The sequence below is a fragment of the Methanomethylovorans sp. PtaU1.Bin093 genome, assembly GCF_002067275.1.
In the GTDB taxonomy this organism is placed as follows: domain Archaea; phylum Halobacteriota; class Methanosarcinia; order Methanosarcinales; family Methanosarcinaceae; genus Methanomethylovorans.
The window spans coordinates 17,413-38,101 of sequence record NZ_MVQX01000027.1 but is presented as its reverse complement, the minus strand read 5'-3'; the positions used below and the strand labels follow the sequence as shown (position 1 = coordinate 38,101).

Sequence of the window (20,689 nt, the reverse complement as noted above, 5' to 3'; positions counted from 1 at the left end):
ACATGACGAAAGTATTTGCTAAGAACCTCTCCAGCAAACAGGTAATGGCTACGGATGGCACTGAACTGGGTGTGCTCTTCAACATAGTCATGGATGGGAAAACAGGAGACCTCATTGATCTTATAGTCAAGCCGGACATGAGCCTTGACACTTCCAAGTATAAGACAGACGACCAGTACATTCTCCTTCCATTTACTTCTGTTAGAGCAATTAAAGACTACATAGTAGTAGATAAAAACACTGCATTAGGCAAACCTGTTGAATAAACGGCTTTTGCCTTTTATGTTTTTTAGATCAGGCTATGCTCCCGAAGATAGGTGATACCTTCAGCCGCTCCGGCCCCATAGGGTGATGCGGCAGTATAATCGGCAACTGACCTTAATTCCGGATCGCCGTTGCCTACAGCTATCCCAAAACCTGCCATTTCAAGCATCTCCACATCATTCACGGAGTCGCCTATGGCAACGAAATCCTTTGGCTCAATACCCATCAGCTCTGCAACTTTAATGAGACCAGTGCCTTTGTTCACTCCCCTGCTCTTTATATGGATTGCGAAATGTGTGTCTATGATCTCTACGTTAGGACCATGCTCATACAAGATCTGCCTGGCAAGTTCCAGATCAAAGTCCCTCCTAAGCACTATCTCTGTCTTACGATGCTCCGGGTCCAGCTTAGTTAGCTCGAACTTGCCCGAGAGCAGATCAAAAGCCTTTTGACATTCTCTGATCGATTCGGATACAATAGGAACCGTATCAAAACCTGGGGAAATGACACCTCCATTTTCGGCTATCACTATCCCTCCTACTCCTATTAGCCTTGCGGCGGCATGGGCATAACAGAGAACATTGCCTGTGGATAGCACCACAGGTACATCAAGGGAGCGTAAACTCCCAATTGCTGCCATATCAAGGCTTCTGTCCCTGAAAGTTATGGTACCGTCGATATCAACTGCAATGGCCTTGAATTTCATGGCAGGTAAATTAGAAAAAAAGTTTAAAAACCTGCTGTTCAGGGGTCACGCAGGCCAGCGGTGGTGACTGAGATCACTGCTTCAGCATCCGGAAGGTTCGGAGCGTCCACAAGCTTGACTATCCTTTTATCCCCCTTGGATTTGCGCATATATAGCCTGAATGTAGAAGTATGGCCAAGTATATGCCCTCCTATGGGCTTTGTCGGATCGCCAAAGAAAGCATCCGGTTTTGCCATGACCTGGTTTGTTACCAGCACCACTGCATTGTTAAGGTCGCCAAATCTCTGGATGTCGTGGAGATGTTTGTTAAGTTTTTGCTGCCTGTCGGCAAGAGTCCCCCTACCGATATACTCTGCTCTGAAATGTGCCGTCAGGGAGTCAACTATGAGCAGCCTCACAGGTTTGTCAGAATCCTTGAGCTCGTTGGCAAGTTCAGATGCTGCATCCACGAGCAGGATCTGATGGTTCGAGTTGTACGCCCTTGCCACATGTATGTGCCTGAGGAACTCTTCATGATCATAGTCCTCACCGTATAGCTCCGAAAGGCCCTCCACCATCTGTTTTATCCTTTCGGGCCTGAAGGTGTTCTCTGTATCGATCATAATCACGGAGCCATTCAATCCGCCTTTTTCCTGCGGCAACTGCACATTGACGGCTAACTGGTGAGCAACCTGCGTCTTGCCTGACCCGAACTCGCCGTATACTTCGGTTATGGCCTGGGAATCTATCCCGCCACCCATTATATCATTGAACTCCTTACAGCCCGTAGAGAGCTTACCTACCAGTTTCCTGCGTTCCATTACCACATCACCTGTTTCAAAACCACCGATATCTGCAGCTTTACGGGCTGCCAGGATGATCTTGGCTGCTGTGGACTCTCCTATATCCGCGGCTGTGGCGAGCTCTGCGGGAGAAGATACAGCAATGGCTTCTACTGTCGAAAAACCTGCTTCGATGAGTTTTTGGGCTGTGGCAGGACCAACGTGGTCCAGGTCCTCAAGTAATACTTCTGACATTTTTAAGACTCCTTTGTGGTGCACATGTTAACTTCCGGTGCACATTTCGATGAATTATTGGTCTTTGGAATATATATACATGAAGAGAGCGGAGTGAAAGTAATAATTGACCCATAGTTAAATTTCAGGAAATCGGACTGACAAAGAAATGTGCCTTATACCATGAAAAATACTATTTTGTCTCATAGTGAATACCAGACCAGATCAAAGATAGGCCAAAAATGAATGTTCCGAGTATATATAAAAGCCCAAGATTCTCTCGCAACGATACCGAACCTGTATATTTGTACCGCGCTAACAGATCTACTATAATAAAAAAGACAGTACAAACAAGTGTAAGGAAGGAAATTCTAAAAGGTGTCAATAATTTCTTTCTTTTATTTGCCGGCACTGACATGGAAAATAGCAGCATGGAAAGAGAAAAGACTATTGAAACAGAATACTTGAAAAAATTGTCTGAAAGAAAATTCGAGATATTACTATAATTTGCAATGAAGGATGTATCATAAAATGGCCCTAATATATTGTTATCACGGTTCAATGTGACCAATACTATTGAAAAAAAGAGAGGTATCCCCATATACCATCTTGGCGACTTATTCTTTATATTGCTCAGGAATAAGAAAAGCCCAATAGTAGGAATTAGAAATGAGAACAGATACATACTGAATACGTATATGTTGTCAACTGTCTGGGAATCAGAATAAGATGGAGGAATTGGTATAAGTGCCAGTACCCACATCGCTAAAAAAGCGGACGATACTAGGACCAAGTATATGCCGGGCTTTTTGATCGGTATTTTATCCACTATTAAGCTAATACCTCCTGGAATAAATATCCTGAAAAGCAATCTGTTTGAATATTAATATTTGTTAAAGGTTATATACTTTGCTAATTATGAACTAATTTTACATTTGAAGCTCCCTGACATTTTCGGGCAAACATTTATTTTATAAAATATCCTTTGTACCACCAATGCCCAGAGTAGTGGTTGGTGGAACTTTCGAGTGTCTTCATGACGGACACAGGGAGCTTTTAAGAAAAGCCTTTGAGCTTGCCGGCAATGGAAAGGTCGATATAGGACTCACGTCCAACGAAATGGCAAATAAGCGCCCGCGCAAGATACCTGATTATAGTGTACGGAAAGAAAGGGTCATCCAGTACATACAGCAAATTGCAGAGGGTCAGAAATACACGATCATAGAGCTGAACGACCCTTACGGAAAGACCCTTGAAGAGGATTACGACTACATTGTGGTCTCTCCTGAAACATATCCTGTTGCCCTTAAGATCAATAAGCTCAGGGCTGAGAAGAACCTGAAGGACATCAGGATCGTGAAAATTGATTACGTCCTCGCCGATGACCAGATACGCATCTCCTCCACAAGGATAGTGCTCGGAGAGATAGACATCCACGGGCATCTGAGATCTTGAGCTGGCACATAATTTTATAAACTACTTTATACAACTAAAACCCATGGGCAGAGTATTCAGCGACATGGACAAACAGATATTTGACAAACTTGCACCTGAACTTAGCGGAAATACGATATCATCGGGAGGACACAACTATCCTTTCATCTTAAGGCCGCTGTCCCATAAAATAGCACAGTCTGCAGAGGATTTCAGGGATAGGATGGAGCGCCTGAGCGTGGAAGAGCTGGACTACCTGGTGAAACTTGCGCTGGAGAACAAGGAAGATATACGTTCCCTTGAACCTGAAGATATTGACACTATCATGGAACTGGTGGAGCAGAAGATATCTGCACAGCGCATGAAAGAGCTAAAGCAGCACCTGGGCATAGTCTGATGAGCCACAGGGAATTGCTTTTTGGTACAGCTGGAGCACCCTACTCATCGGCTAAAGGCACCACTGTGGATGGCATCCGCAGAGTGAGAGAGCTTGGACTTGGCTGCATGGAGATAGAGTTCGTGCGTGGGGTTAAAATGGGTGCCAATTCTGCACAGGAAGTGCAGAGAACGGCTACATCTCAGAATGTAGCCCTTAGCGTGCACGCACCTTATTATATCAATCTGAATTCATCAGAACCCGAAAAGATAGATGCCAGTATCAAGAGGATATATGACTCCGCACTCATTGGCTCCATCTGCGGAGCTCGTTCAATAGTATTCCATCCTGCCTACTACCAGAAAGATAAGCCGGAAGACGTTTTTTCAAAAGTTTTGCAAAAACTGCAGGAGCTGACAGCCAGAATAGCTGCAGAGGATATTGATACGGTGCTAAGGCCCGAAACCACAGGCAAGCCCACACAGTTCGGCAGCCTTGATGAAACCCTCAGCATGTGCAGCCAGCTGGACAAAGTGCTTCCATGCATCGATTTTGCGCATCTGCACGCAAGAAGCAATGGCAAAGAGAATTCGTTCGAGGAGTTCACTGCAGTACTTGAAAAAGTGGAGAACATACTTGGGAGGGAAGCTCTCGAGAATATGCATGTACATATTTCAGGCATTGAATATGGACCAAAAGGAGAAAAGAACCATCTGAAACTGGATGAATCAGATCTCAGGTACGTGGAACTGTTGCAGGCTTTCCAGGACTTCCGGGCAAAGGGTCTTGTAATATCCGAAAGTCCTGATAATGAAGGAGATGCTTTACTGCTCAAAAGGACTTATCAGGGTCTTTAGTCACCCTTCATACCCGGTGTTCTTCCGTAGATCGAGAGCATGATAGCTGCCCGGTGCAGGCCGTTGCAAGAGAGGAGATGTCTCCATTCTCATTTATGATATCAACATGGATGTTGATACCACTTTCTTCAATATAATGACTGATACGTTCAAAAGCATGGTAGATCATTCCACCATGCGTGATTATAAGACATCTCTGTCCGCACAGAGCATTGAGGATGGAACGATCGATAACTCCTGAAGTGATGTCCAGGAGAATGTTGTCCCTCTCAGCTATGAGTTTGCTTCTCTTGCCCATGGCACCCACAGTATCCACATCGCCGTTAGAGATGAAAAGCTGTAAGAAATCAGCATCGTGATGGTCCGTATCGTAGATCATAATGGAACCTGCACGCACATAACGTCTGCTGAGTTCCACTATTGCCATGCAGTCCTCATGGATATGGAGGACCTTCCCATTGACTGCCTCCATAGGATAGTTCAGTGCGAACTCGCCGTGCAGCAACCCTAAGTTCACACTATCCCCTACCTTGACGTCAGGAGACACTTTGACCCACATGAGTTCCGGCTCTTTCAGTATCCTGACAAGGCCGGGTATATCCTTGGGACAGCCGTTCTCCTTGACAAGACTGCGCCTGCGCAGCTCCTCATGCACCTCAAGTATCTGGGGCTTTCTCAGATAAGCCCTCTGGAGCAGCTCCTCATTTCTGAAAATATCCTCAGGAGTGCCTTCCCCGATCATCTGGTGATCCGTCATAATGAACACATGATCGGCCCACCTGTAAGCGAGATCCACATCATGGGTCGAGATGATTATTGTTTTGCCGAAGTAGTTCAGTTCGTTCAGAAGGTCCATTACCTCGTCGGCACCCACCGGGTCAAGATTGGACAGCGGCTCATCAAGGATGATAACCTCGGGCTCCATGGCAACGATACCTGCAATGGCAACCCTCTTCTTCTGGCCGCCGCTTAAGTGGTGTGGAGGCTTTTTCTTGAGCGGGTTAAGCCCCACATAATCAAGGGTGCTCTGGACCACAGAGTTTACTTTTTCCCTGGAATAACCCAGGTTCGTGGGACCAAAGGCCACATCCTGGTAAATGCTGGGTGCAAAAAGCTGATCATCAGAGTTCTGGAATACAATGCCCACGTTCTTGCGCAGTTCACGCAGGGACCTTGCATCATACTTCACAGGCTTACCATGGAAGAGCACTTCCCCTTTATTCGGTGTCAAGGTGCCGTTAAGGGTCAGGAACAGCGTGGATTTCCCGGAACCGTTGCGGCCTACAAAGGCTATTTTTTTACCCATATCTATCCTGACGCTCACATTGTCCAGGGCAATGGTTCCGTCTGGATAACTGTATACAAGATCTCTGGTTTCCAGGATTGTCATGCTCTACCTCAGATAAGAAGGATGTTCCTCGTGGAATAGAAAACTACAATCACCATGATAAAATATACGGACGTAAGTGCTATCTCGGACCTCTTTATGGGACGGTCCTCCTCCAGTAGTATGAACCTGCCATCATAACACCTTGAGTTCATGGAAACATACAGTTTTTCTCCCTGCTCCCATGCCCTTATGAAAAGAGACGTAGCCAGCATTCCTATGGACCTGAACGAGGTCCTGAAATCCTTGTAGCCCAGCCTGACCGTCTGAGCGTACTTGATGCCCATGGCCACTTCCATAAAGACAAAGATGTAGCGGTACATCATCATGGATATCTCTATGAAGGAATCCGGGAAACGGGTCGCCTTCAATACAGAGAATAGCTCTATCATAGGAGTTGAGAGCGAAAGGAAAAAAAGACAGGACATACCGCTGATGGTACGTGCAAGCACCACTAAGGCCATGTTCAGCCCCCCGGTACTGACCCCAAGCCTATGACCCCACAGATCAAAACCAAATACCTCACTACCATTACCTGAAAAGAAAGCAATGATGACTACGCTGATCAGCACGAATCCTGCGGGTGCAGCCAGGATCTTTAAGTAGAAACTTGCAGGCACCTTACTGAAACGGATGGTTGCAATACCCATACATAGAGCTATTACAAAAGGTGTGACAGGAGAATTGGAAGAAACACCCACAACTATGCCGAAAGCCGTTATGGCGATCTTGAGCCAGTTGTTCTTTTCACGCAGGGGGCTGTTAAGGGCGTAATCGTCCAAGATAGATGTCATGATGTGTCCTGTGTACCTTCTTAAATCAACAAAATTTGTTTTGTAAAAAAGCTCCTTTTCAAGCTGGATTGAGAGTTATATTAGATAAGTTTTCCGTTTTGTAATAGCCACCTTGTGAAACATAACAGAAAAGAGAAAAAGGATTTTTTTGAAAACCATAATGGGTTGTAAAACCCATTACTGACCTGACTGGTTCTTTCCCCTGTAGTAGCCAAAGAAGTAACCAATGACTATGGCACCTATGGCTGCCTGAAGAGCAAAGAGCAGGCTTTCAGTTTCTCCACCTGGTGGTTCGAACTTCGGGAAACCCGGGTCCCATGGCTCATAACTAGGGTCAATACCTGAAATCACATCCTCTGCTGCACCATCTGCACCTCCGAATTCCGACCCGGGATTGGCTGCAAGTCCGTAGAAGAACTGGGCCACGAAGAGTATTGCTATGGCTCCCACGATGTACTCTAATTTCATCCCACAGCCCCCTTAAGCTTATTCACTGCCTCTGATGTGAGAACCTGTAGGTTCACAAGTACATCGCCCTTTACCTGCACCACATATTTCATAATGAGGGCCGTGAGAGCACCCTCCATGATGGCAAGTGGTACCTGGGTTGTGGCGAACACCGCTGCAAATGCGGTGAACGAAGACAGGAAACCCGAAACCGTAAGAGCACCACCTGCGGGGAAAGCCAATGCAAGTTGAGTGGATGTCACCACATAGGTTACCCAGTCGGCTATTGCAGTAGCCAGGAATATGTTGAGATAAAAGTTCATATTGACCTTTGAAGCCGCCTTGTAGAATGCATATGCCACAAACGGACCCACTATACCCATGGATGCAACATTTGCCCCCAGTGTGCTTATTCCTCCATGGCTGAGGAACAAGGCCTGATATATAAGGACAATGAGACCGAGCACAGATGTTATTGCCGGACCGAAAAGCACGGCTGCCATCCCTGTACCTGTTGGATGTGATGAACTGCCTGTGACCGAGGGAAGCTTGAGGGATGAAAGTACAAAGATGAAAGCTCCAGCCACTGCAAGCAAAGGAACTATCTCCCTGCGTTCACTTACGAGCCTGTTCAACCGATACATACCGAACAAGATTACGGGAATGGAGAATGCAAACCATAACTGCCACCAGGGTGATGGCAAGAACCCTTCGAATATATGCATAATTGTCACCTTCCTATCGTTTTCCAACTGGATAATCAAGTTAATTTGTTTTAAATAAATGTGACTTACATGTTATTATACATAAAGGTAACGATTCTTGTTTTAAACGGTTAAAGGTTTAGTAATAAAGGAGACAGATATACCTGAGAACTTAATTAATATTGTACAAAGGATACGTACATATAAAAAATGTAACACATCGGTCAAATTGAACTTAGCGCTGCACCACCAGAAGACAGTACATGTCAGACTCCGCAAGCGGTGGATTTTGTACGGAACCGACCACTGCCCGTTCTTGGGGATAGCCTATGTTCTCATAAAGGCAGATCTTTGCCTCGACACCCATTTCCCGTAACAGGTCAGCCACTTCCTTAGAACCGAAGTTCTCTGCGGGTAACAGGAATATGTCCTTTCCCAATCCGGCCTCTCTTATGAGAGCCTCCCGGGCAGGCGATGGATCACGCCCATGTGCAGTGATCAGAGCGAGATTGGACATCTCTACGTGAAAACGGGCACATGAAGCCTGAATAGAAGAGACGCCTGTGATCACCTTGTCATTTTCACCGGCGAACTTTCCAAGTCCTGAGAACATGGGATCGCCCGTGGAAAGCACTACAGCATCAGCGGGCAGCAGATGCAGTTCCCTGTAGTTCTTGATGATGTGAGCCTCACAGTTGATGAAATCCTTCACAAGCTCGATGGACCTGCCTGAGCCATAGATCACAGGGGCATTACGGATGGCTGCAATGGCTTCCTGGGTCAGCATATTGGGACCAACCCCCACGCCTACGATGATCATGTCTTTTCCCCGCTGTCCATGAGCACAGTGCCATCCCTGTCCACGACCACGACCCTAGCACCATGAGCTTTTTCCACTGCCATGTCAAAAGCTTTCTTAAGCCTCTCATTACCCGGGTCCAGTTCCAGCATCTCCACCACAGTGGCATAACCACTGCCTTCAAGCATTTTCGGATCTCCCCACTTGAGCACAAGACCGGGGAGTCCGCAAATAATAACATCACCTTTAGCTGCTCCTACAGCATCGGATATGCGGCTGCCTGCAAGCACCACCGTATATCCCGGGAACAGCATGGTGGAATAGCGTATGCCTATTCTGCCGGTGGTGAGCACTACCTTGTCAGCGCTGCGTATAAGATCCTCTTTCATCTCGCCCAGATGGTCGTTCCAGGGTTCCACGAAACCCGTGGTGCCTAGGATAGATATGCCCCCTTCCACACCAATGCGGCTGTTCAGGGTCTGCTTGGCAACCTCAGCACCGCGGGGAAGAGATAAAGTGACCTCTGCGCCCTGCAGGCCGAGATCTTCAACGGCTTCGGAAATAGCTGCCTTGATCTGTTCCATGGGCCTGGGATTGATGGCAGGATACCCCTTCTTTGACTCCAGGCCATCCCTTGTAACGATACCTATACCCTCTCCCGCCCGAATCATGATGCCATCGATCTCTCTGGCATCGGCCACGAACTCAAGGCCACGGGTGATATCGGATTCATGATCATTATATAACTTGACAGCAACTGCATGACCATTCACAGCCTGCAAGTCCATCTCAGCCCTCAATCCCACCGGAGTGGGCACAGATACATGAGAAACAGGTTTACGCAGCGAAAGTACTGCAGCCTTGGCTGCGGCTGTTGCTGTCGTCCCGGTGGTATAACCCCTCCTGAGCACAGAGCCATCGCTTAACAGAACAAGTCTTCCGCTTTCAATGCCTTTTATGAGCTCGTCCCTGGGCACATTGGAACGCGCAACCCACTCATCTGGGATCCTAGATTTGTTCACCGGGTCTATCATTGAAATCTCAATTGTGGTCCAAAGTTATAAAAGTAGCGAATTCATCCCGTTCTTTTGAACATGCGGTCGAGTTCTTCCCTTGTGAAGGATATCATTGTTGGGCGGCCATGTGGGCATGTGTATGGATTCCTGCATTTCTTAAGCTGACGGATGAGATCGGCCATCTGTTCCTTATTGCACACAGCACCGGCCTTTATGGCAGCTCTGCATGCCATGGTACTGAAAACATGGTCGTATATCTCGGTATCGTCCTTTATCCTGCCAACAGAGAGCAGGTCAGATACTATGTCATGTACCACATCAGGACTTTCCATCCTGCCAAATATCGTAGGCACCGTAGTAACTACATAGGTGTCAGGACCAAACTCGGAAATGCTGAAACCCACCTCTTCCAGATAAGGAATGAACTCTTCCAGAATTACCTTTTCCTTAGGATTAAGTTCCAGCGTCACGGGATTCAGAAGCTCCTGCCATCCCATATCCCTGGAATCCAGCACACGTTCATACATGACACGCTCATGTGCAGCATGCTGGTCTATCAGCAGGAGTTTTTTCTCCACATCTGCAACAATATACAGATCTTCAAACTGGCCCATTACCTTCACATCATCTGTAACGAAAACGGGTTCTTCATCATGAGGAGAGGATGCCAGCCTGGACTGGAGGCGTGCACTTGCTTTGAGCCGCCTTTCAGTATCCTTTGCAGGAGGATTATAAGGAGTTGGCTCTTCAAGAAGACGGGATCCCAAATAAACCTTATCTTGCAATTTAGATCCATCCTCATCTTTATCTTCGTACAAGACCTTCTGGACAGGAAAAGGCTTATCCTTGACTTTGATCTCAGGAACAAGATGAGTAGAACTTAGAGCTTTCTCCACAGCAGCAGTAACAACGTCCATGATCTCTTTCTCATGGCTAAGCCTCACTTCTGTTTTTCGCGGATGCACGTTCACATCCACTATTCCAGGGTCTATCTCAAGCTTGAGAAAAGCTGCGGGATACCTGCCCTTGGGAAGAAGAGTGTAGTATCCAAGCCTTATGGCGTTGCTTATAGCCTTTGAGGAAATACTGCGCCCGTTGATATAGAAGGATTGCAGGTCTGAACCGCTGCGGCTGAGTTCAGGCTTGGAGATGTAGCCTGAGATCTTCACAAGGTCATTTTCACATACAACAGGCACCAGCGATCTGGCAACCTCTGCGCCGTGGATATGCACGATGTTGTCGAACATATTATTGGTGGCAGGGGAACGTAAAACAACCTTGCCTTCGTTCAGGAGAGTGAAAGAGACATCAGGATGGGCTATGGCATAGTTAGTAACGACATCAGTGATATGGGCAAGTTCAGTGCGGCTGCTTTTAAGATATTTCCTCCGTGCTGGAGTGCTGTGGAACAGATCAGCTACATCCACAGTGGTGCCTACAGGAGCACCGACTTCCAATATGGACTCCACGCCATCACTGCCTGCTATGACCTTTGTACCTGCCACATCCCGGTTTCTGCGGGTTATGAGGGTAACTTTTGCAACTGCAGCCATTGAAGAAAGAGCCTCTCCCCTGAACCCCAGTGTACGGACAGTTTCCAGATCATCGATGCTGGTAAGCTTACTGGTGGCATGTTTCATGAAAGCCATGGATGCATCCACGTGGCTCATACCGCAACCGTTGTCCCGGACAGATATTCTTTTGACACCTGAGCCTTCTATCTCCACTTTTATCTCGGTGGCTCCAGCATCGATGGAATTGTCAAGCAGTTCCTTCACCGCCGAAGCAGGTCTTTCTATTACCTCGCCGGCAGCTATCTTGCTGATAGTAGCCTCATCCAACAGGTGTATCCTATTGCTGCCCACATCACATGCATCATCGACCATATCATTCCCCACTTTCGTCCAGTAATTTCTTAAGGCTATTGAGCTTGTTCAGGGCATCCACAGGGGTCAGGGTATTAACATCAAGAGACTTCAACTTCTCCAGTACCGGGTGCTTCACATCTGCTTCCTGAGAACTGCCACCATCGAAGAGCATGAGCTGGGTATATCTGGCAGTGCTCTTACCCTTACCTTTCTTCGGCCTGCCCTCCCGGTTGATGGCGCTTTCACTTTCTATCTCCCTTAATACTTCCTTTGCCCGGGAAGTGACCGCATGCGGCACACCGGCAAGCCTTGCCACATGAATACCGTAACTTCTGTCCGTGGCTCCAGGCACGATCTTGCGCAGGAACACCAGATCATCACCTTCCTCTTTCACCGCAATGTGCAGGTTCTTTACCCGCCTGAGAGTGCCTTCCAGCTCAGTAAGCTGATGATAGTGAGTTGCGAACATGGACCTCACGCCCACTTTACTTTTATTATGTATATACTCCACAACAGCCTTCGCGATACTGTACCCGTCGTAAGTGCTCGTACCCCTGCCGATCTCATCCAGCAGCACCAGGCTCTTGGGAGTGGAATTGTTCAGGATGTTGGCAAGCTCCACCATCTCCACCATGAAAGTGCTTTGTCCGCTGGCAAGGTCGTCAAAGGCTCCGACCCTGGTAAATACCCTGTCCACTATACCTATGGAGGCATGGGAAGCAGGTACGAAAGAACCTACCTGGGCCATTATGACAATGAGCGCTGTCTGGCGCATGTATGTGGATTTTCCTGCCATGTTGGGACCTGTGATGAGCAGGAACTGGTTATCCTCACAATCGATCTCAGTATCGTTGGGCACGAAACCGCCCGGCACGGTACTTTCCACCACAGGATGACGTCCATCCCTGATGAGTATCCTATGATCACTGGTAACCGCCGGCCTGACAAAGTTATTATGTACAGCAACCTCAGCAAGGTTCACCAGCACATCGAACTGCCCTATGAGAAAAGCAGCTCTCTGTAACTGCCTGGAGTATGAAGCCACAGTGGCATTGATCTCGTTCAGCAGTTCATATTCCAGAGCATGAGCCTTTTCATCTGCGGTCAGGATGGAAGTTTCCATTTCCTTAAGTTCAGGAGTGTAGAAACGTTCGGCATTGACCATGGTCTGCTTGCGGATATAATCATCCGGCACCTGAGAGCTGTTTGTACTTGTAACCTCCAGATAGTAGCCGAACACTCTGTTATATCCCACTTTCAGGGATTTGATGCCTGTCCTTTCCCTTTCCTTTTGCTGGAAATCGGCCACCCACTTCTTGCCGTTGCGGGAAAGGTCCCTGAGCTTGTCAAGTTCGGAATTATAACCAGACCTGATCATGCCACCTTCCCGCACACTTAACGGTGGCTCTTCAACGATGGCTTTTCCTATGAGCTCCACAAGAGAGCCAAGCTCTTCAAAACTCCGTAATTCCTCAATTATGTCCCTGATAAGCCTGGAAGAAATATCATCACCCATGCACTGTATCAGCAGAGGCACTGCCTCCAGGGACAGTTTCAATGCTACCAGGTCCCTGGCATTGGAATTGCCATACATGACCCTGCCTACAAGCCTCTCAATGTCTTTTACATAAGAAAGATGGGAACGCAGATCGAAACGCACCAAGGTCTTGCCGGACAGCTCCTCCACAGCATCCAGGCGTTCATTTATCTCACTGACAGAGATCAATGGCTTTAACAGCCATTTCTTGAGCATCCTGCCACCCATGGGCGTACTGGTCTGGTCCAGGATCTTAAGGAGAGATGTATCATTGCCCTCCCCCCGGACATTATGCACGATCTCAAGATTGCGCAGGGTGATGGAATCCAGGATCATGAACTCGGATTCGGAATATGTGGACAGTGACTGCACATGCCCCAGTTCCCTCATCTGTGTCGTGATGGCATAGTTAAGGGCAGCTCCTGCAGCGGCTATGGCCTGGGGCAGGGTATCGCACCCCATGCCCTCCAGAGTGGAAACGCCGAAATGCTGCTTGAGATGTTCCCTTGCGTTGGTGGTATCGAAGGCCATTTCATCGAACTCATGCACTATGACCCTCAGTTCCTCAAGACGCTGCATGAGATGCGCGTTCCCATATAGATGCAGCGGAACTATACATTCCGCAGGGAGCATACGGGCTACTTCGCTGGCTATCCTGTCATAGGGTGGCTCGTCCAGGAACTGCGTTGCTACGAACTCGCCTGTGGACACGTCCAGAAAGGACACACCGAAATCCTCATTCTTTCCTGAGAGCGCCATGAGATAATTGTTAGTGGCATCACTGAACATGGAAGGGTCTATGGCCGTGCCGGGCGTGACCACACGCACAACACCCCGTTTCACAACGCCTTTGGCCAATTTGGGATCTTCGAGCTGCTCGCAGATGGCAACCTTGTAGCCTTTCCTGATGAGGCGGGGCAGATATGTATCAATTGCATGGTACGGTATTCCTGCAAGGGGCATGTTCTTGCCGTCCTCCCCTTTGCCCCGGGTGGTGAGAGTGATCTCCAGCTCCCTGGCAATGGTCTTCGCGTCCTCCCCGAAAGACTCGTAAAAATCCCCCATCCTGAAAAAGATCAGGGCATCGCTGTACTCTTTCTTTGCCGTATAGTACTGGTGCATGGCAGGGGTCATCTTGCTCATGGTGCTGTGGTTTATCTGTGTGGTACTATTTTAGTGCTTTCATGGGGAAGAGGAAAGTGATGAATAGACCTTAATCCTTTTTTTCTGATCAGTATTCTATCTCAATATCCTTCTCGAAAAGTCCTTTGATCTCCATGTTCAGGCCTGATCCCAGAAGTTCCGACTCTTCTGTGAGAGTATCTAAACGCTTCTTTTCCGTATCAAGTTCAAGCTCTGTGCTTTTTAGCATGTGCTCATCACGGGAGATCTGCTGCACAAACTGCTCTTTGTCCCTGTAGACTATTAGGCTGTTCAGCTCGCTCATTGCTTTTTCAAGCTGCAAAGAATACTCTTTCCTCTGCTCTCTCAGAGATGCCAGAGCTTCGGAACTATGCAGCTTATCCACCTGCTTTAAGGCTTTCTCGCACATCTGGTCTTTGAGACCAAGACTACCGTTCTCTATCCGGGGTTTGACCTCGGCAAAAAAGGACTCCAGATCATGCTCTAGAGCAGAAGCTGGGTCATGTGTTATCTTTTCAAGAATTTGCCTGTGCTCAGAAGAAAGCACGCATATCTCGCTCTTGTCCTGTTTTTCCATTCTGGAGAACACCTTGGACAAAGGAGAGAAGATTCTCTGGATATCGTGATCTGCATTTGATAATTGCTCTTTTAGGGTGTTGACATCAGCCTCAAGTTGTTTTGCCCTTTCGAAATCCTGGCTGTTTTCGAGATCATTGAGCCTGTTTTTAGTATCCTGTATATCTTTTTTGATTGAATCGATCCTGGATCCAAGATGCTCGATCCTTGTATGACTATCCTGGATCTGCACCTGTATTCTCTTATAGTTCCCGATCTCTTCAGAGAACTTATCGAAGGAATCCTGCCGATCCTTCTTGTCCCTGACAGGTACGAATAGCTCATCCACCAGGTCTTCAATGTTTGCTAAGGTTGATATGATCTTTTGCGATTCCGCAGGATAGATGGCTTTAATATAGAGCTGGCTTCTGTGTGTGTTATCCCGCACAGTTTTAAGTGCGGATTTCGCATTTATGCAGAAGTCGAAGGCACTTTGAATAGAAGTATCCACAGGAGGCTTCACCTTTTCAGTGATCGATCGCAGATTATTGGCAATATTGTCCCTGTTGGCATCTCCTACCTTTTCCACTCTCTTATTAGCATTTTCAGCAACCTCGGCAGAAAGGAGGCTTTCTATGACCTCGGGTATCTCACGGAGAATGAGATCGATCTCTTCATATTTCCTGCGGATGAAAGGCTTAATTTCATTGAACTCTTTTTCCGATTCGATAGCAATGAACCCCGGGAGTTCATCTATTTTCAACTTGAAAGAAAGAGATTCTGCCTTCTTCTTTCCGAAAAGCTTGTCAATGAATTTCATGCTCTGAACAAAAAACGCGATATCTCTTTAAAAGGCTATGGATAGTGCGAATGAGGATAATAGAACATAGACCTTTGAAAAAAGAAAACTTCTGATCGATGATCAGAAGAATTTAGATGCAAGAGAAGACTTTACATCACAGCTTTCAAGGAACTCGCAATCACCGCATAGAGGTGTCTGTTTTCTTTCCGGCAGAAAGCCTTCTTTGATCTTCTTGATATTGCTGCACACACCAAGAACCTGCCTTCTGTCGTTTGCTCTGATCTTTGATGGTCTTATGCAGCCTGATCTGGAATAAATGACTATGCCACCCTCAATAGGCATGTTGTGAATATCCTGCACAAGCATAGAGAACGCAGCCAGATGAAGCCTGTCATCTGCCCAGATCCCATATTCCGGACACTTTCCTGTCTTAATGATCACTGGAGCGGGCGAACCTTCGAAGTTGACCATGCCTGCGGGTATACCGGAAACTTTCATTTTAGGTCCATATAGCACGGGTTCCAGTTCCATACCGTACAATGCTCTAACAAGCGGCATGCTGTGTGCATCTTTCAGCATCTTCCCCATATTACAGGAAACGTCTTCAATACAAGCTTGTAAGTTATCAATAGCTTCCAATATGGTTGACTCTGAAACGCCCTCAAGTTCAGAGGCATATATAATGTTTAATTCAACACATATTTCATTGAATACACTTTGTATTGTGTCTATCATACCATCGGCTTTTGACGAAAAATGTTCCAGCAACTGCGGATACCGCAAACCGAATTCTTTAAGGAAAAGATGCTCAACATAAGAAACATCATCATTGGTCCTTTTTTTCTGAGAACGCTTTGAATAGTATACTTTTCGTGGGCATTTGAGATATAACGCTATGTCAGAAACGTTCGTATTATGTTCATTTTTATTGAGAGACATACATTTCTAATCAAAGGCTGTTTTAATATAAATATTTAAATATGTTTTGACTGCTTACATGTTTTTCTTCGTCAATCAACGATTGGGCATTCGTTAAATATATATAATTATGTCTCATTTAGAATATGAAATGGCTGACAATGCTTCTCGCGAGAATATACGCCAACGTCTTGCTGAAAAGATGGCAGGCGAAATAACGCTTTCAGAGAAACCTGGGGAAGCTTTGAAAAAATGGAGGCTTAACTTCGAGATACCCCAAACAGACCTGTCAGGCTATCTGGGAGTATCCCCCTCCGTTATAAGCGATTACGAAAGCGGAAGAAGGAAATCTCCTGGTACGCTCATAGTAAGCAGGATCGTAGAGGCGCTGCTGGAAATAGACTCACAGAATGGCGGACAGAAGATACATTCCTATGAAAGCATACTTTTCTCAGATAACACTTCAAGAGCTGTCTACGCAACCTATGAATACACTTTTCCCATGCAGCTTGCAAAGCTTGCAAGCCTTATAGAAGCTGATTTTGTAAACAGGGGCATAGAAAAACCGCTGTACGGTTTTACCGTCGTTGACAGCAAGAAAGCAATTCTAGAACTTTCTTCCCATGAGTTCCAGAAACTGTATGGATGGAGTACCGAGAGAGCCATGATCTTTACAAAGGTAACCACCGGAAAATCACCCCTTGTAGCCATAAGAGTGACCAACCTCAAACCCGGTGCTGTCGTGATACACGGGCTTAGGGGCAATGAGGTTGACCCCATGGCAAAGAAGATGGCAGAGATCGACAGGTTACCTCTTTTAGCCACAACTATGGACATTGATCAATTGATCGAGAATCTTAAAAAATATAGTCAGTACCACGTAATGGAATGACATTTACATAAAAACTATCGGTGAAAAGAAATGAGTGCAGGGATAGTTTCATACGGAGCCTATGTTCCAAGATATAGGATCAAAGTGGACGAGATCGCCCGGGTTTGGGGCGACGACGCTAACAGCCTGAAATCAGGTCTGATGGTACATGAGAAATCTGTACCTGATTTCGATGAGGACACGGCCACAATTGCAGTGGAAGCCGCAAGATATGCAGTAAAAAGATCAGGTATAAACGCCCAGCGGATAGGTGCAGTGTATACCGGGTCAGAGAGCCATCCATACGCTGTCAAACCTACCAGTACCATAGTCGCAGAAGCAGTGGAAGCAACTCCGGTCATGACGGCTGCAGATTATGAGTTTGCCTGCAAGGCCGGAACTGCCGCAATACAGACTTGCATGGGATTGGTACAATCAGGAATGATCGACCTGGGACTGGCAATAGGAGCTGATGTTGCGCAGGGTGCACCAGGGGATGCACTTGAATACACTGCAGCTGCAGGGGGTGTAGCCTTCATAATAGGCAGCAAAGAAACCGAATTCTTAGCGGTCATCGAGGACACATATTCCTTTACCACTGATACACCTGACTTCTGGAGGAGGGAAGGTATGCCATACCCTGAACACGGCGGACGTTTCACCGGTGAGCCCGGATACTTCAAGCATGTGACACATGCGGCAAAAGGACTAATGGCTAAGATGGGTACTAAACCAGGAGATTATGATTATGCAGTATTCCACCAGCCAAATGGTAAATTCCCCTCCCGTGCAGCGTCCATCCTGGGCTTCACTAAAGAACAGATCAAGCCCGGCCTTGTCGTGCCAAAGCTTGGAAATACCTATTCCGGATCATGCATGATGGGCATTGCAGCCACACTGGACCAGGCAAAACCCGGAGACAGGATCTTCGCCACTGCATTTGGATCAGGTGCCGGCGGAGACGCGTTCAGTTTTACTGTTACAGATAAGATCGAAGAGATACGCAACAAGGCACCTACTGTGATGGAACTTCTGGCAGATCCTATATATGTGGATTATGCAACATATGCCAAGCACAAAGGTAAGATCAGACTGGCATGAGGTGAAAAAGATGAGAGATGTAGCGATCATTGGTGTAAAGACCACCAGGTTTGGAGAGAACTGGGATGTTTCTCTGAGAGATACAATAACTGAAGCCGGTGTCGGTGCCCTGGAAGATGCGAGGGTCACCGGAGAAGAGATAGATGCCATCATAGTAGGCAATATGAGCGGTGGTCAGTTCATTGAGCAGGAACATATAGGCGCCCTGATAGCAGACTATGCCGGACTGGCAAAGGAACTTCATGTACCGGCCACCCGAGTGGAAGCGGCCTGTGCTTCCGGAGGATTGGCACTGAGACAGGGTATCCATGCAGTTGCATCCGGACTTGAGGATATAGTAGTGGCTGCTGGCGTGGAAAAGATGACAGACATCTCCTCTACAAGCGCATCCACTGCCCTTGCCGCTGCCGCTGACAGGGAATGGGAAGGCATAATGGGTGCAACTTTTCCCGGGCTCTATGCTATGATAGCAAGGCTGCATATGCACAAGTATGGCACCACCAGCGAGCAGCTGGCTCAGGTGGCAGTAAAGAACCATGCTAACGGTGTCCATAACCCTATAGCACAGTATCGCAACAAGATCAGTGTGGAAGATGTGCTCAGATCCATTATGGTGGCAGATCCGCTGCATATATTCGATTGTTCGCCTATCACAGATGGTGCATCAGCGGTCATACTGGCACCTGCTGACATTGCCCACAAATACACGGACACACCCATTTATGTAAAGGCCACAAGCCAGGCCAGTGATACCATTGCTCTCCACGACCGCAAGGATATCACGACCCTTGCAGCATCAGTGGAAGCAGGCAAGAGAGCCTTCAAAATGGCAAAACTCACACCTAACGATATAGACCTGGTGGAAGTGCACGACTGCTTTACCATTGCAGAGATATGCGCTATAGAAGACCTTGGTTTTGTTAAGAAGGGCGAAGGAGGCAAGTTCACAGAAGAAGGAAATACAGCCATAGGCGGCAAGATACCGGTGAACACCTCAGGTGGACTGAAAGCCTGTGGACACCCTGTTGGTGCCACTGGCATCAAGCAGGCTGTGGAGATAGTCGAACAGCTGCGAGGGGATGCCGGAAAACGGCAGGTCGATGGCGCGGAGATAGGTATGACACATAATGTAGGAGGTTCGGGAGCCACTGCAGTAGTACACATATTTTCGAGGGACAGGTGATCACGATGTCAGTACCGAGATTCTGGAGAAAACAGGTAGCCAGGTATAACCTGATAGGCACTCACTGCACTAACTGTAAAACTTACTACTATCCACCCCGTAACATGTGCCCTAAATGCCGTCGCGACGGAAAACTTGAGAACTTCAAGTTCAGTGGGAAAGGAGAGATACTTACCTATACTGTGATTCACACTGCAGCAGAAGGTTTTGAGAAACAGACCCCTTATGTGCTTGGTATCGTGAAACTGGAAGAAGGACCAAGCCTTACCAGCCAGATAGTAGCTGACCCAGAGGACATGAAGATAGGTATGAAAGTAAGACCTGTGTTCAGGAAGCTTGGCGAAAGCAGTGAGAAAGGTATGATATACTACGGTACCAAATTCGTACCCGAATAACATGATAGAGATAGAAGTCAAAGCCCGGGCAAGCCACAGGTTCCTCCGTGAGAGGCTTGCAGCCATGGGCGCAAAACCAGAAGGTATCCAGGAACATCTGGATACCTACTATAACTCTCCAGTGAGGGATTTTTCCACTACTGACGAAGCACTGAGAATACGCTCTGTGAATGGAAGATCAGTGCTGACATACAAAGGAAAGAAACTTGACTCGGTTTCCAAGACACGTCCGGAGTTCGAAACCGAAGTAGATGGCGACAGCGCCCGAAGTATCCTTATAGCCCTGGGTTTTTTTGAATCGGGCGTGGTAAGCAAGAGAAGAGAACTCTTCAGTTACCGGAATATGACCATTGCCCTTGACTCTGTAGAAGGGCTTGGAGAATTCATAGAGGTCGAAGAACAGGCCGACTGTAATATTGAAGAGCGCTGTGATGAAATATTTTCTTTCCTTGAAGGATTGGGTATACGGAAGGAAGATTCCATCAGAACCTCATACCTTGAGATGGTGCTGGAAAAAAAGAAGGAAAAGAATTGATC

The 20,689-nt window shown here is 47.2% G+C and carries 21 protein-coding genes; 9 read left to right on the top strand and 12 right to left on the bottom strand.

Annotation, left to right across the window (positions count from 1 at the left end; all coding sequences use genetic code 11):
- Window positions 1–2 precede the first annotated feature (2 nt).
- Window positions 3–266, top strand: coding sequence for a PRC-barrel domain-containing protein (locus A4E24_RS02555; RefSeq protein ID WP_292351380.1), 264 nt, complete (start codon window positions 3–5; stop codon window positions 264–266).
- Window positions 267–289: 23 nt separating this feature from the next.
- Here the strand turns inward: A4E24_RS02555 and A4E24_RS02550 are convergent, their stop codons facing one another.
- Window positions 290–970, bottom strand: coding sequence for a phosphoglycolate phosphatase (locus tag A4E24_RS02550; protein WP_292351378.1), 681 nt, complete (start codon window positions 968–970; stop codon window positions 290–292).
- 38 nt (window positions 971–1,008) lie between these two features.
- On the bottom strand, window positions 1,009–1,986 hold the full coding sequence (radA, locus tag A4E24_RS02545) for a DNA repair and recombination protein RadA (RefSeq protein ID WP_292351377.1): 978 nt from the start codon (window positions 1,984–1,986) through the stop codon (window positions 1,009–1,011).
- A gap of 975 nt (window positions 1,987–2,961) precedes the next feature.
- Here radA and A4E24_RS02540 point away from each other — a divergent pair.
- From A4E24_RS02540 to A4E24_RS02530, 3 genes are read left to right on the top strand one after another with little or no spacing between them, the layout of a single operon-like run.
- Window positions 2,962–3,420, top strand: a complete 459-nt coding sequence (locus A4E24_RS02540) for a phosphopantetheine adenylyltransferase (protein ID WP_292351376.1) — start codon at window positions 2,962–2,964, stop codon at window positions 3,418–3,420.
- Window positions 3,421–3,463: 43 nt separating this feature from the next.
- Window positions 3,464–3,796, top strand: a complete 333-nt coding sequence (locus A4E24_RS02535) for a hypothetical protein (RefSeq protein WP_292351374.1) — start codon at window positions 3,464–3,466, stop codon at window positions 3,794–3,796.
- A complete protein-coding gene (locus A4E24_RS02530; RefSeq protein ID WP_292351372.1) occupies window positions 3,796–4,632 on the top strand; it encodes a TIM barrel protein in 837 nt (278 codons plus the stop codon). Before A4E24_RS02535 ends, A4E24_RS02530 begins: the two co-directional genes overlap by 1 nt.
- A 7-nt stretch (window positions 4,633–4,639) precedes the next feature.
- On the opposite strand, the gene A4E24_RS02525 is transcribed toward A4E24_RS02530, so the two are convergent.
- The 10 genes from A4E24_RS02525 to A4E24_RS02480 form a co-directional block, all read right to left on the bottom strand.
- On the bottom strand, window positions 4,640–6,022 hold the full coding sequence (locus A4E24_RS02525; RefSeq protein WP_292351370.1) for an energy-coupling factor ABC transporter ATP-binding protein: 1,383 nt from the start codon (window positions 6,020–6,022) through the stop codon (window positions 4,640–4,642).
- 8 nt (window positions 6,023–6,030) lie between these two features.
- A complete protein-coding gene (cbiQ, locus tag A4E24_RS02520; protein ID WP_292351368.1) occupies window positions 6,031–6,813 on the bottom strand; it encodes a cobalt ECF transporter T component CbiQ in 783 nt (260 codons plus the stop codon).
- A gap of 177 nt (window positions 6,814–6,990) precedes the next feature.
- Complete coding sequence (locus tag A4E24_RS02515; protein WP_292351367.1) at window positions 6,991–7,281, bottom strand: energy-coupling factor ABC transporter substrate-binding protein; 291 nt, start codon at window positions 7,279–7,281, stop codon at window positions 6,991–6,993.
- Window positions 7,278–7,985: an energy-coupling factor ABC transporter permease gene (locus tag A4E24_RS02510; protein WP_292351365.1), complete on the bottom strand. Its 708-nt coding sequence runs from the start codon at window positions 7,983–7,985 to the stop codon at window positions 7,278–7,280. The genes A4E24_RS02515 and A4E24_RS02510 overlap by 4 nt, the downstream gene beginning before the upstream one ends.
- A gap of 214 nt (window positions 7,986–8,199) precedes the next feature.
- Window positions 8,200–8,784 (bottom strand): cobalt-precorrin-7 (C(5))-methyltransferase, encoded by a 585-nt coding sequence (locus tag A4E24_RS02505; protein ID WP_292351363.1) that lies wholly within the window; start codon window positions 8,782–8,784, stop codon window positions 8,200–8,202.
- Complete coding sequence (locus A4E24_RS02500) at window positions 8,781–9,797, bottom strand: cobalt-precorrin-5B (C(1))-methyltransferase (protein WP_292351361.1); 1,017 nt, start codon at window positions 9,795–9,797, stop codon at window positions 8,781–8,783. The genes A4E24_RS02505 and A4E24_RS02500 overlap by 4 nt, the downstream gene beginning before the upstream one ends.
- A gap of 41 nt (window positions 9,798–9,838) precedes the next feature.
- Window positions 9,839–11,665 (bottom strand): DNA mismatch repair endonuclease MutL, encoded by a 1,827-nt coding sequence (gene mutL, locus A4E24_RS02495; RefSeq protein WP_292351359.1) that lies wholly within the window; start codon window positions 11,663–11,665, stop codon window positions 9,839–9,841.
- Between the two features lies 1 nt (window position 11,666).
- Complete coding sequence (mutS, locus tag A4E24_RS02490; RefSeq protein WP_292351358.1) at window positions 11,667–14,327, bottom strand: DNA mismatch repair protein MutS; 2,661 nt, start codon at window positions 14,325–14,327, stop codon at window positions 11,667–11,669.
- Between the two features lie 88 nt (window positions 14,328–14,415).
- The gene (locus A4E24_RS02485) at window positions 14,416–15,702 is read right to left on the bottom strand and encodes a hypothetical protein (protein WP_292351356.1); all 1,287 of its coding nucleotides are present in this window, start codon (window positions 15,700–15,702) and stop codon (window positions 14,416–14,418) included.
- Window positions 15,703–15,804: 102 nt separating this feature from the next.
- Window positions 15,805–16,623 (bottom strand): Dna2/Cas4 domain-containing protein, encoded by an 819-nt coding sequence (locus tag A4E24_RS02480; RefSeq protein WP_292351354.1) that lies wholly within the window; start codon window positions 16,621–16,623, stop codon window positions 15,805–15,807.
- 130 nt (window positions 16,624–16,753) lie between these two features.
- On the opposite strand from A4E24_RS02480, the gene A4E24_RS02475 reads away from it, so the two are divergent.
- From A4E24_RS02475 to cyaB, 5 genes are read left to right on the top strand one after another with little or no spacing between them, the layout of a single operon-like run.
- The gene (locus A4E24_RS02475) at window positions 16,754–17,494 is read left to right on the top strand and encodes a helix-turn-helix domain-containing protein (protein ID WP_292351353.1); all 741 of its coding nucleotides are present in this window, start codon (window positions 16,754–16,756) and stop codon (window positions 17,492–17,494) included.
- 30 nt (window positions 17,495–17,524) lie between these two features.
- A complete protein-coding gene (locus tag A4E24_RS02470) occupies window positions 17,525–18,574 on the top strand; it encodes a hydroxymethylglutaryl-CoA synthase (RefSeq protein WP_292351352.1) in 1,050 nt (349 codons plus the stop codon).
- A gap of 10 nt (window positions 18,575–18,584) precedes the next feature.
- A complete protein-coding gene (locus A4E24_RS02465; protein ID WP_292351351.1) occupies window positions 18,585–19,757 on the top strand; it encodes a thiolase domain-containing protein in 1,173 nt (390 codons plus the stop codon).
- 5 nt (window positions 19,758–19,762) lie between these two features.
- Window positions 19,763–20,152, top strand: coding sequence for a Zn-ribbon domain-containing OB-fold protein (locus A4E24_RS02460; protein WP_292351349.1), 390 nt, complete (start codon window positions 19,763–19,765; stop codon window positions 20,150–20,152).
- 1 nt (window position 20,153) lies between these two features.
- Window positions 20,154–20,687 carry a class IV adenylate cyclase gene (gene cyaB, locus A4E24_RS02455; RefSeq protein ID WP_292351348.1) on the top strand — a complete coding sequence of 178 codons (534 nt, stop codon included), beginning with the start codon at window positions 20,154–20,156 and terminating at the stop codon, window positions 20,685–20,687.
- Window positions 20,688–20,689: the final 2 nt, after the last annotated feature.

Coding starts and splice junctions, on each gene's coding strand:
- A4E24_RS02555 (WP_292351380.1), top strand. CDS start 3: ATGACGAAAGTATTTGCTAAGAACCTCTCCAGCAAACAGGTAATGGCT.
- A4E24_RS02550 (WP_292351378.1), bottom strand. CDS start 970: ATGAAATTCAAGGCCATTGCAGTTGATATCGACGGTACCATAACTTTC.
- radA (WP_292351377.1), bottom strand. CDS start 1,986: ATGTCAGAAGTATTACTTGAGGACCTGGACCACGTTGGTCCTGCCACA.
- A4E24_RS02540 (WP_292351376.1), top strand. CDS start 2,962: ATGCCCAGAGTAGTGGTTGGTGGAACTTTCGAGTGTCTTCATGACGGA.
- A4E24_RS02535 (WP_292351374.1), top strand. CDS start 3,464: ATGGGCAGAGTATTCAGCGACATGGACAAACAGATATTTGACAAACTT.
- A4E24_RS02530 (WP_292351372.1), top strand. CDS start 3,796: ATGAGCCACAGGGAATTGCTTTTTGGTACAGCTGGAGCACCCTACTCA.
- A4E24_RS02525 (WP_292351370.1), bottom strand. CDS start 6,022: ATGACAATCCTGGAAACCAGAGATCTTGTATACAGTTATCCAGACGGA.
- cbiQ (WP_292351368.1), bottom strand. CDS start 6,813: ATGACATCTATCTTGGACGATTACGCCCTTAACAGCCCCCTGCGTGAA.
- A4E24_RS02515 (WP_292351367.1), bottom strand. CDS start 7,281: ATGAAATTAGAGTACATCGTGGGAGCCATAGCAATACTCTTCGTGGCC.
- A4E24_RS02510 (WP_292351365.1), bottom strand. CDS start 7,985: ATGCATATATTCGAAGGGTTCTTGCCATCACCCTGGTGGCAGTTATGG.
- A4E24_RS02505 (WP_292351363.1), bottom strand. CDS start 8,784: ATGATCATCGTAGGCGTGGGGGTTGGTCCCAATATGCTGACCCAGGAA.
- A4E24_RS02500 (WP_292351361.1), bottom strand. CDS start 9,797: ATGATAGACCCGGTGAACAAATCTAGGATCCCAGATGAGTGGGTTGCG.
- mutL (WP_292351359.1), bottom strand. CDS start 11,665: ATGGTCGATGATGCATGTGATGTGGGCAGCAATAGGATACACCTGTTG.
- mutS (WP_292351358.1), bottom strand. CDS start 14,327: ATGAGCAAGATGACCCCTGCCATGCACCAGTACTATACGGCAAAGAAA.
- A4E24_RS02485 (WP_292351356.1), bottom strand. CDS start 15,702: ATGAAATTCATTGACAAGCTTTTCGGAAAGAAGAAGGCAGAATCTCTT.
- A4E24_RS02480 (WP_292351354.1), bottom strand. CDS start 16,623: ATGTCTCTCAATAAAAATGAACATAATACGAACGTTTCTGACATAGCG.
- A4E24_RS02475 (WP_292351353.1), top strand. CDS start 16,754: ATGGCTGACAATGCTTCTCGCGAGAATATACGCCAACGTCTTGCTGAA.
- A4E24_RS02470 (WP_292351352.1), top strand. CDS start 17,525: ATGAGTGCAGGGATAGTTTCATACGGAGCCTATGTTCCAAGATATAGG.
- A4E24_RS02465 (WP_292351351.1), top strand. CDS start 18,585: ATGAGAGATGTAGCGATCATTGGTGTAAAGACCACCAGGTTTGGAGAG.
- A4E24_RS02460 (WP_292351349.1), top strand. CDS start 19,763: ATGTCAGTACCGAGATTCTGGAGAAAACAGGTAGCCAGGTATAACCTG.
- cyaB (WP_292351348.1), top strand. CDS start 20,154: ATGATAGAGATAGAAGTCAAAGCCCGGGCAAGCCACAGGTTCCTCCGT.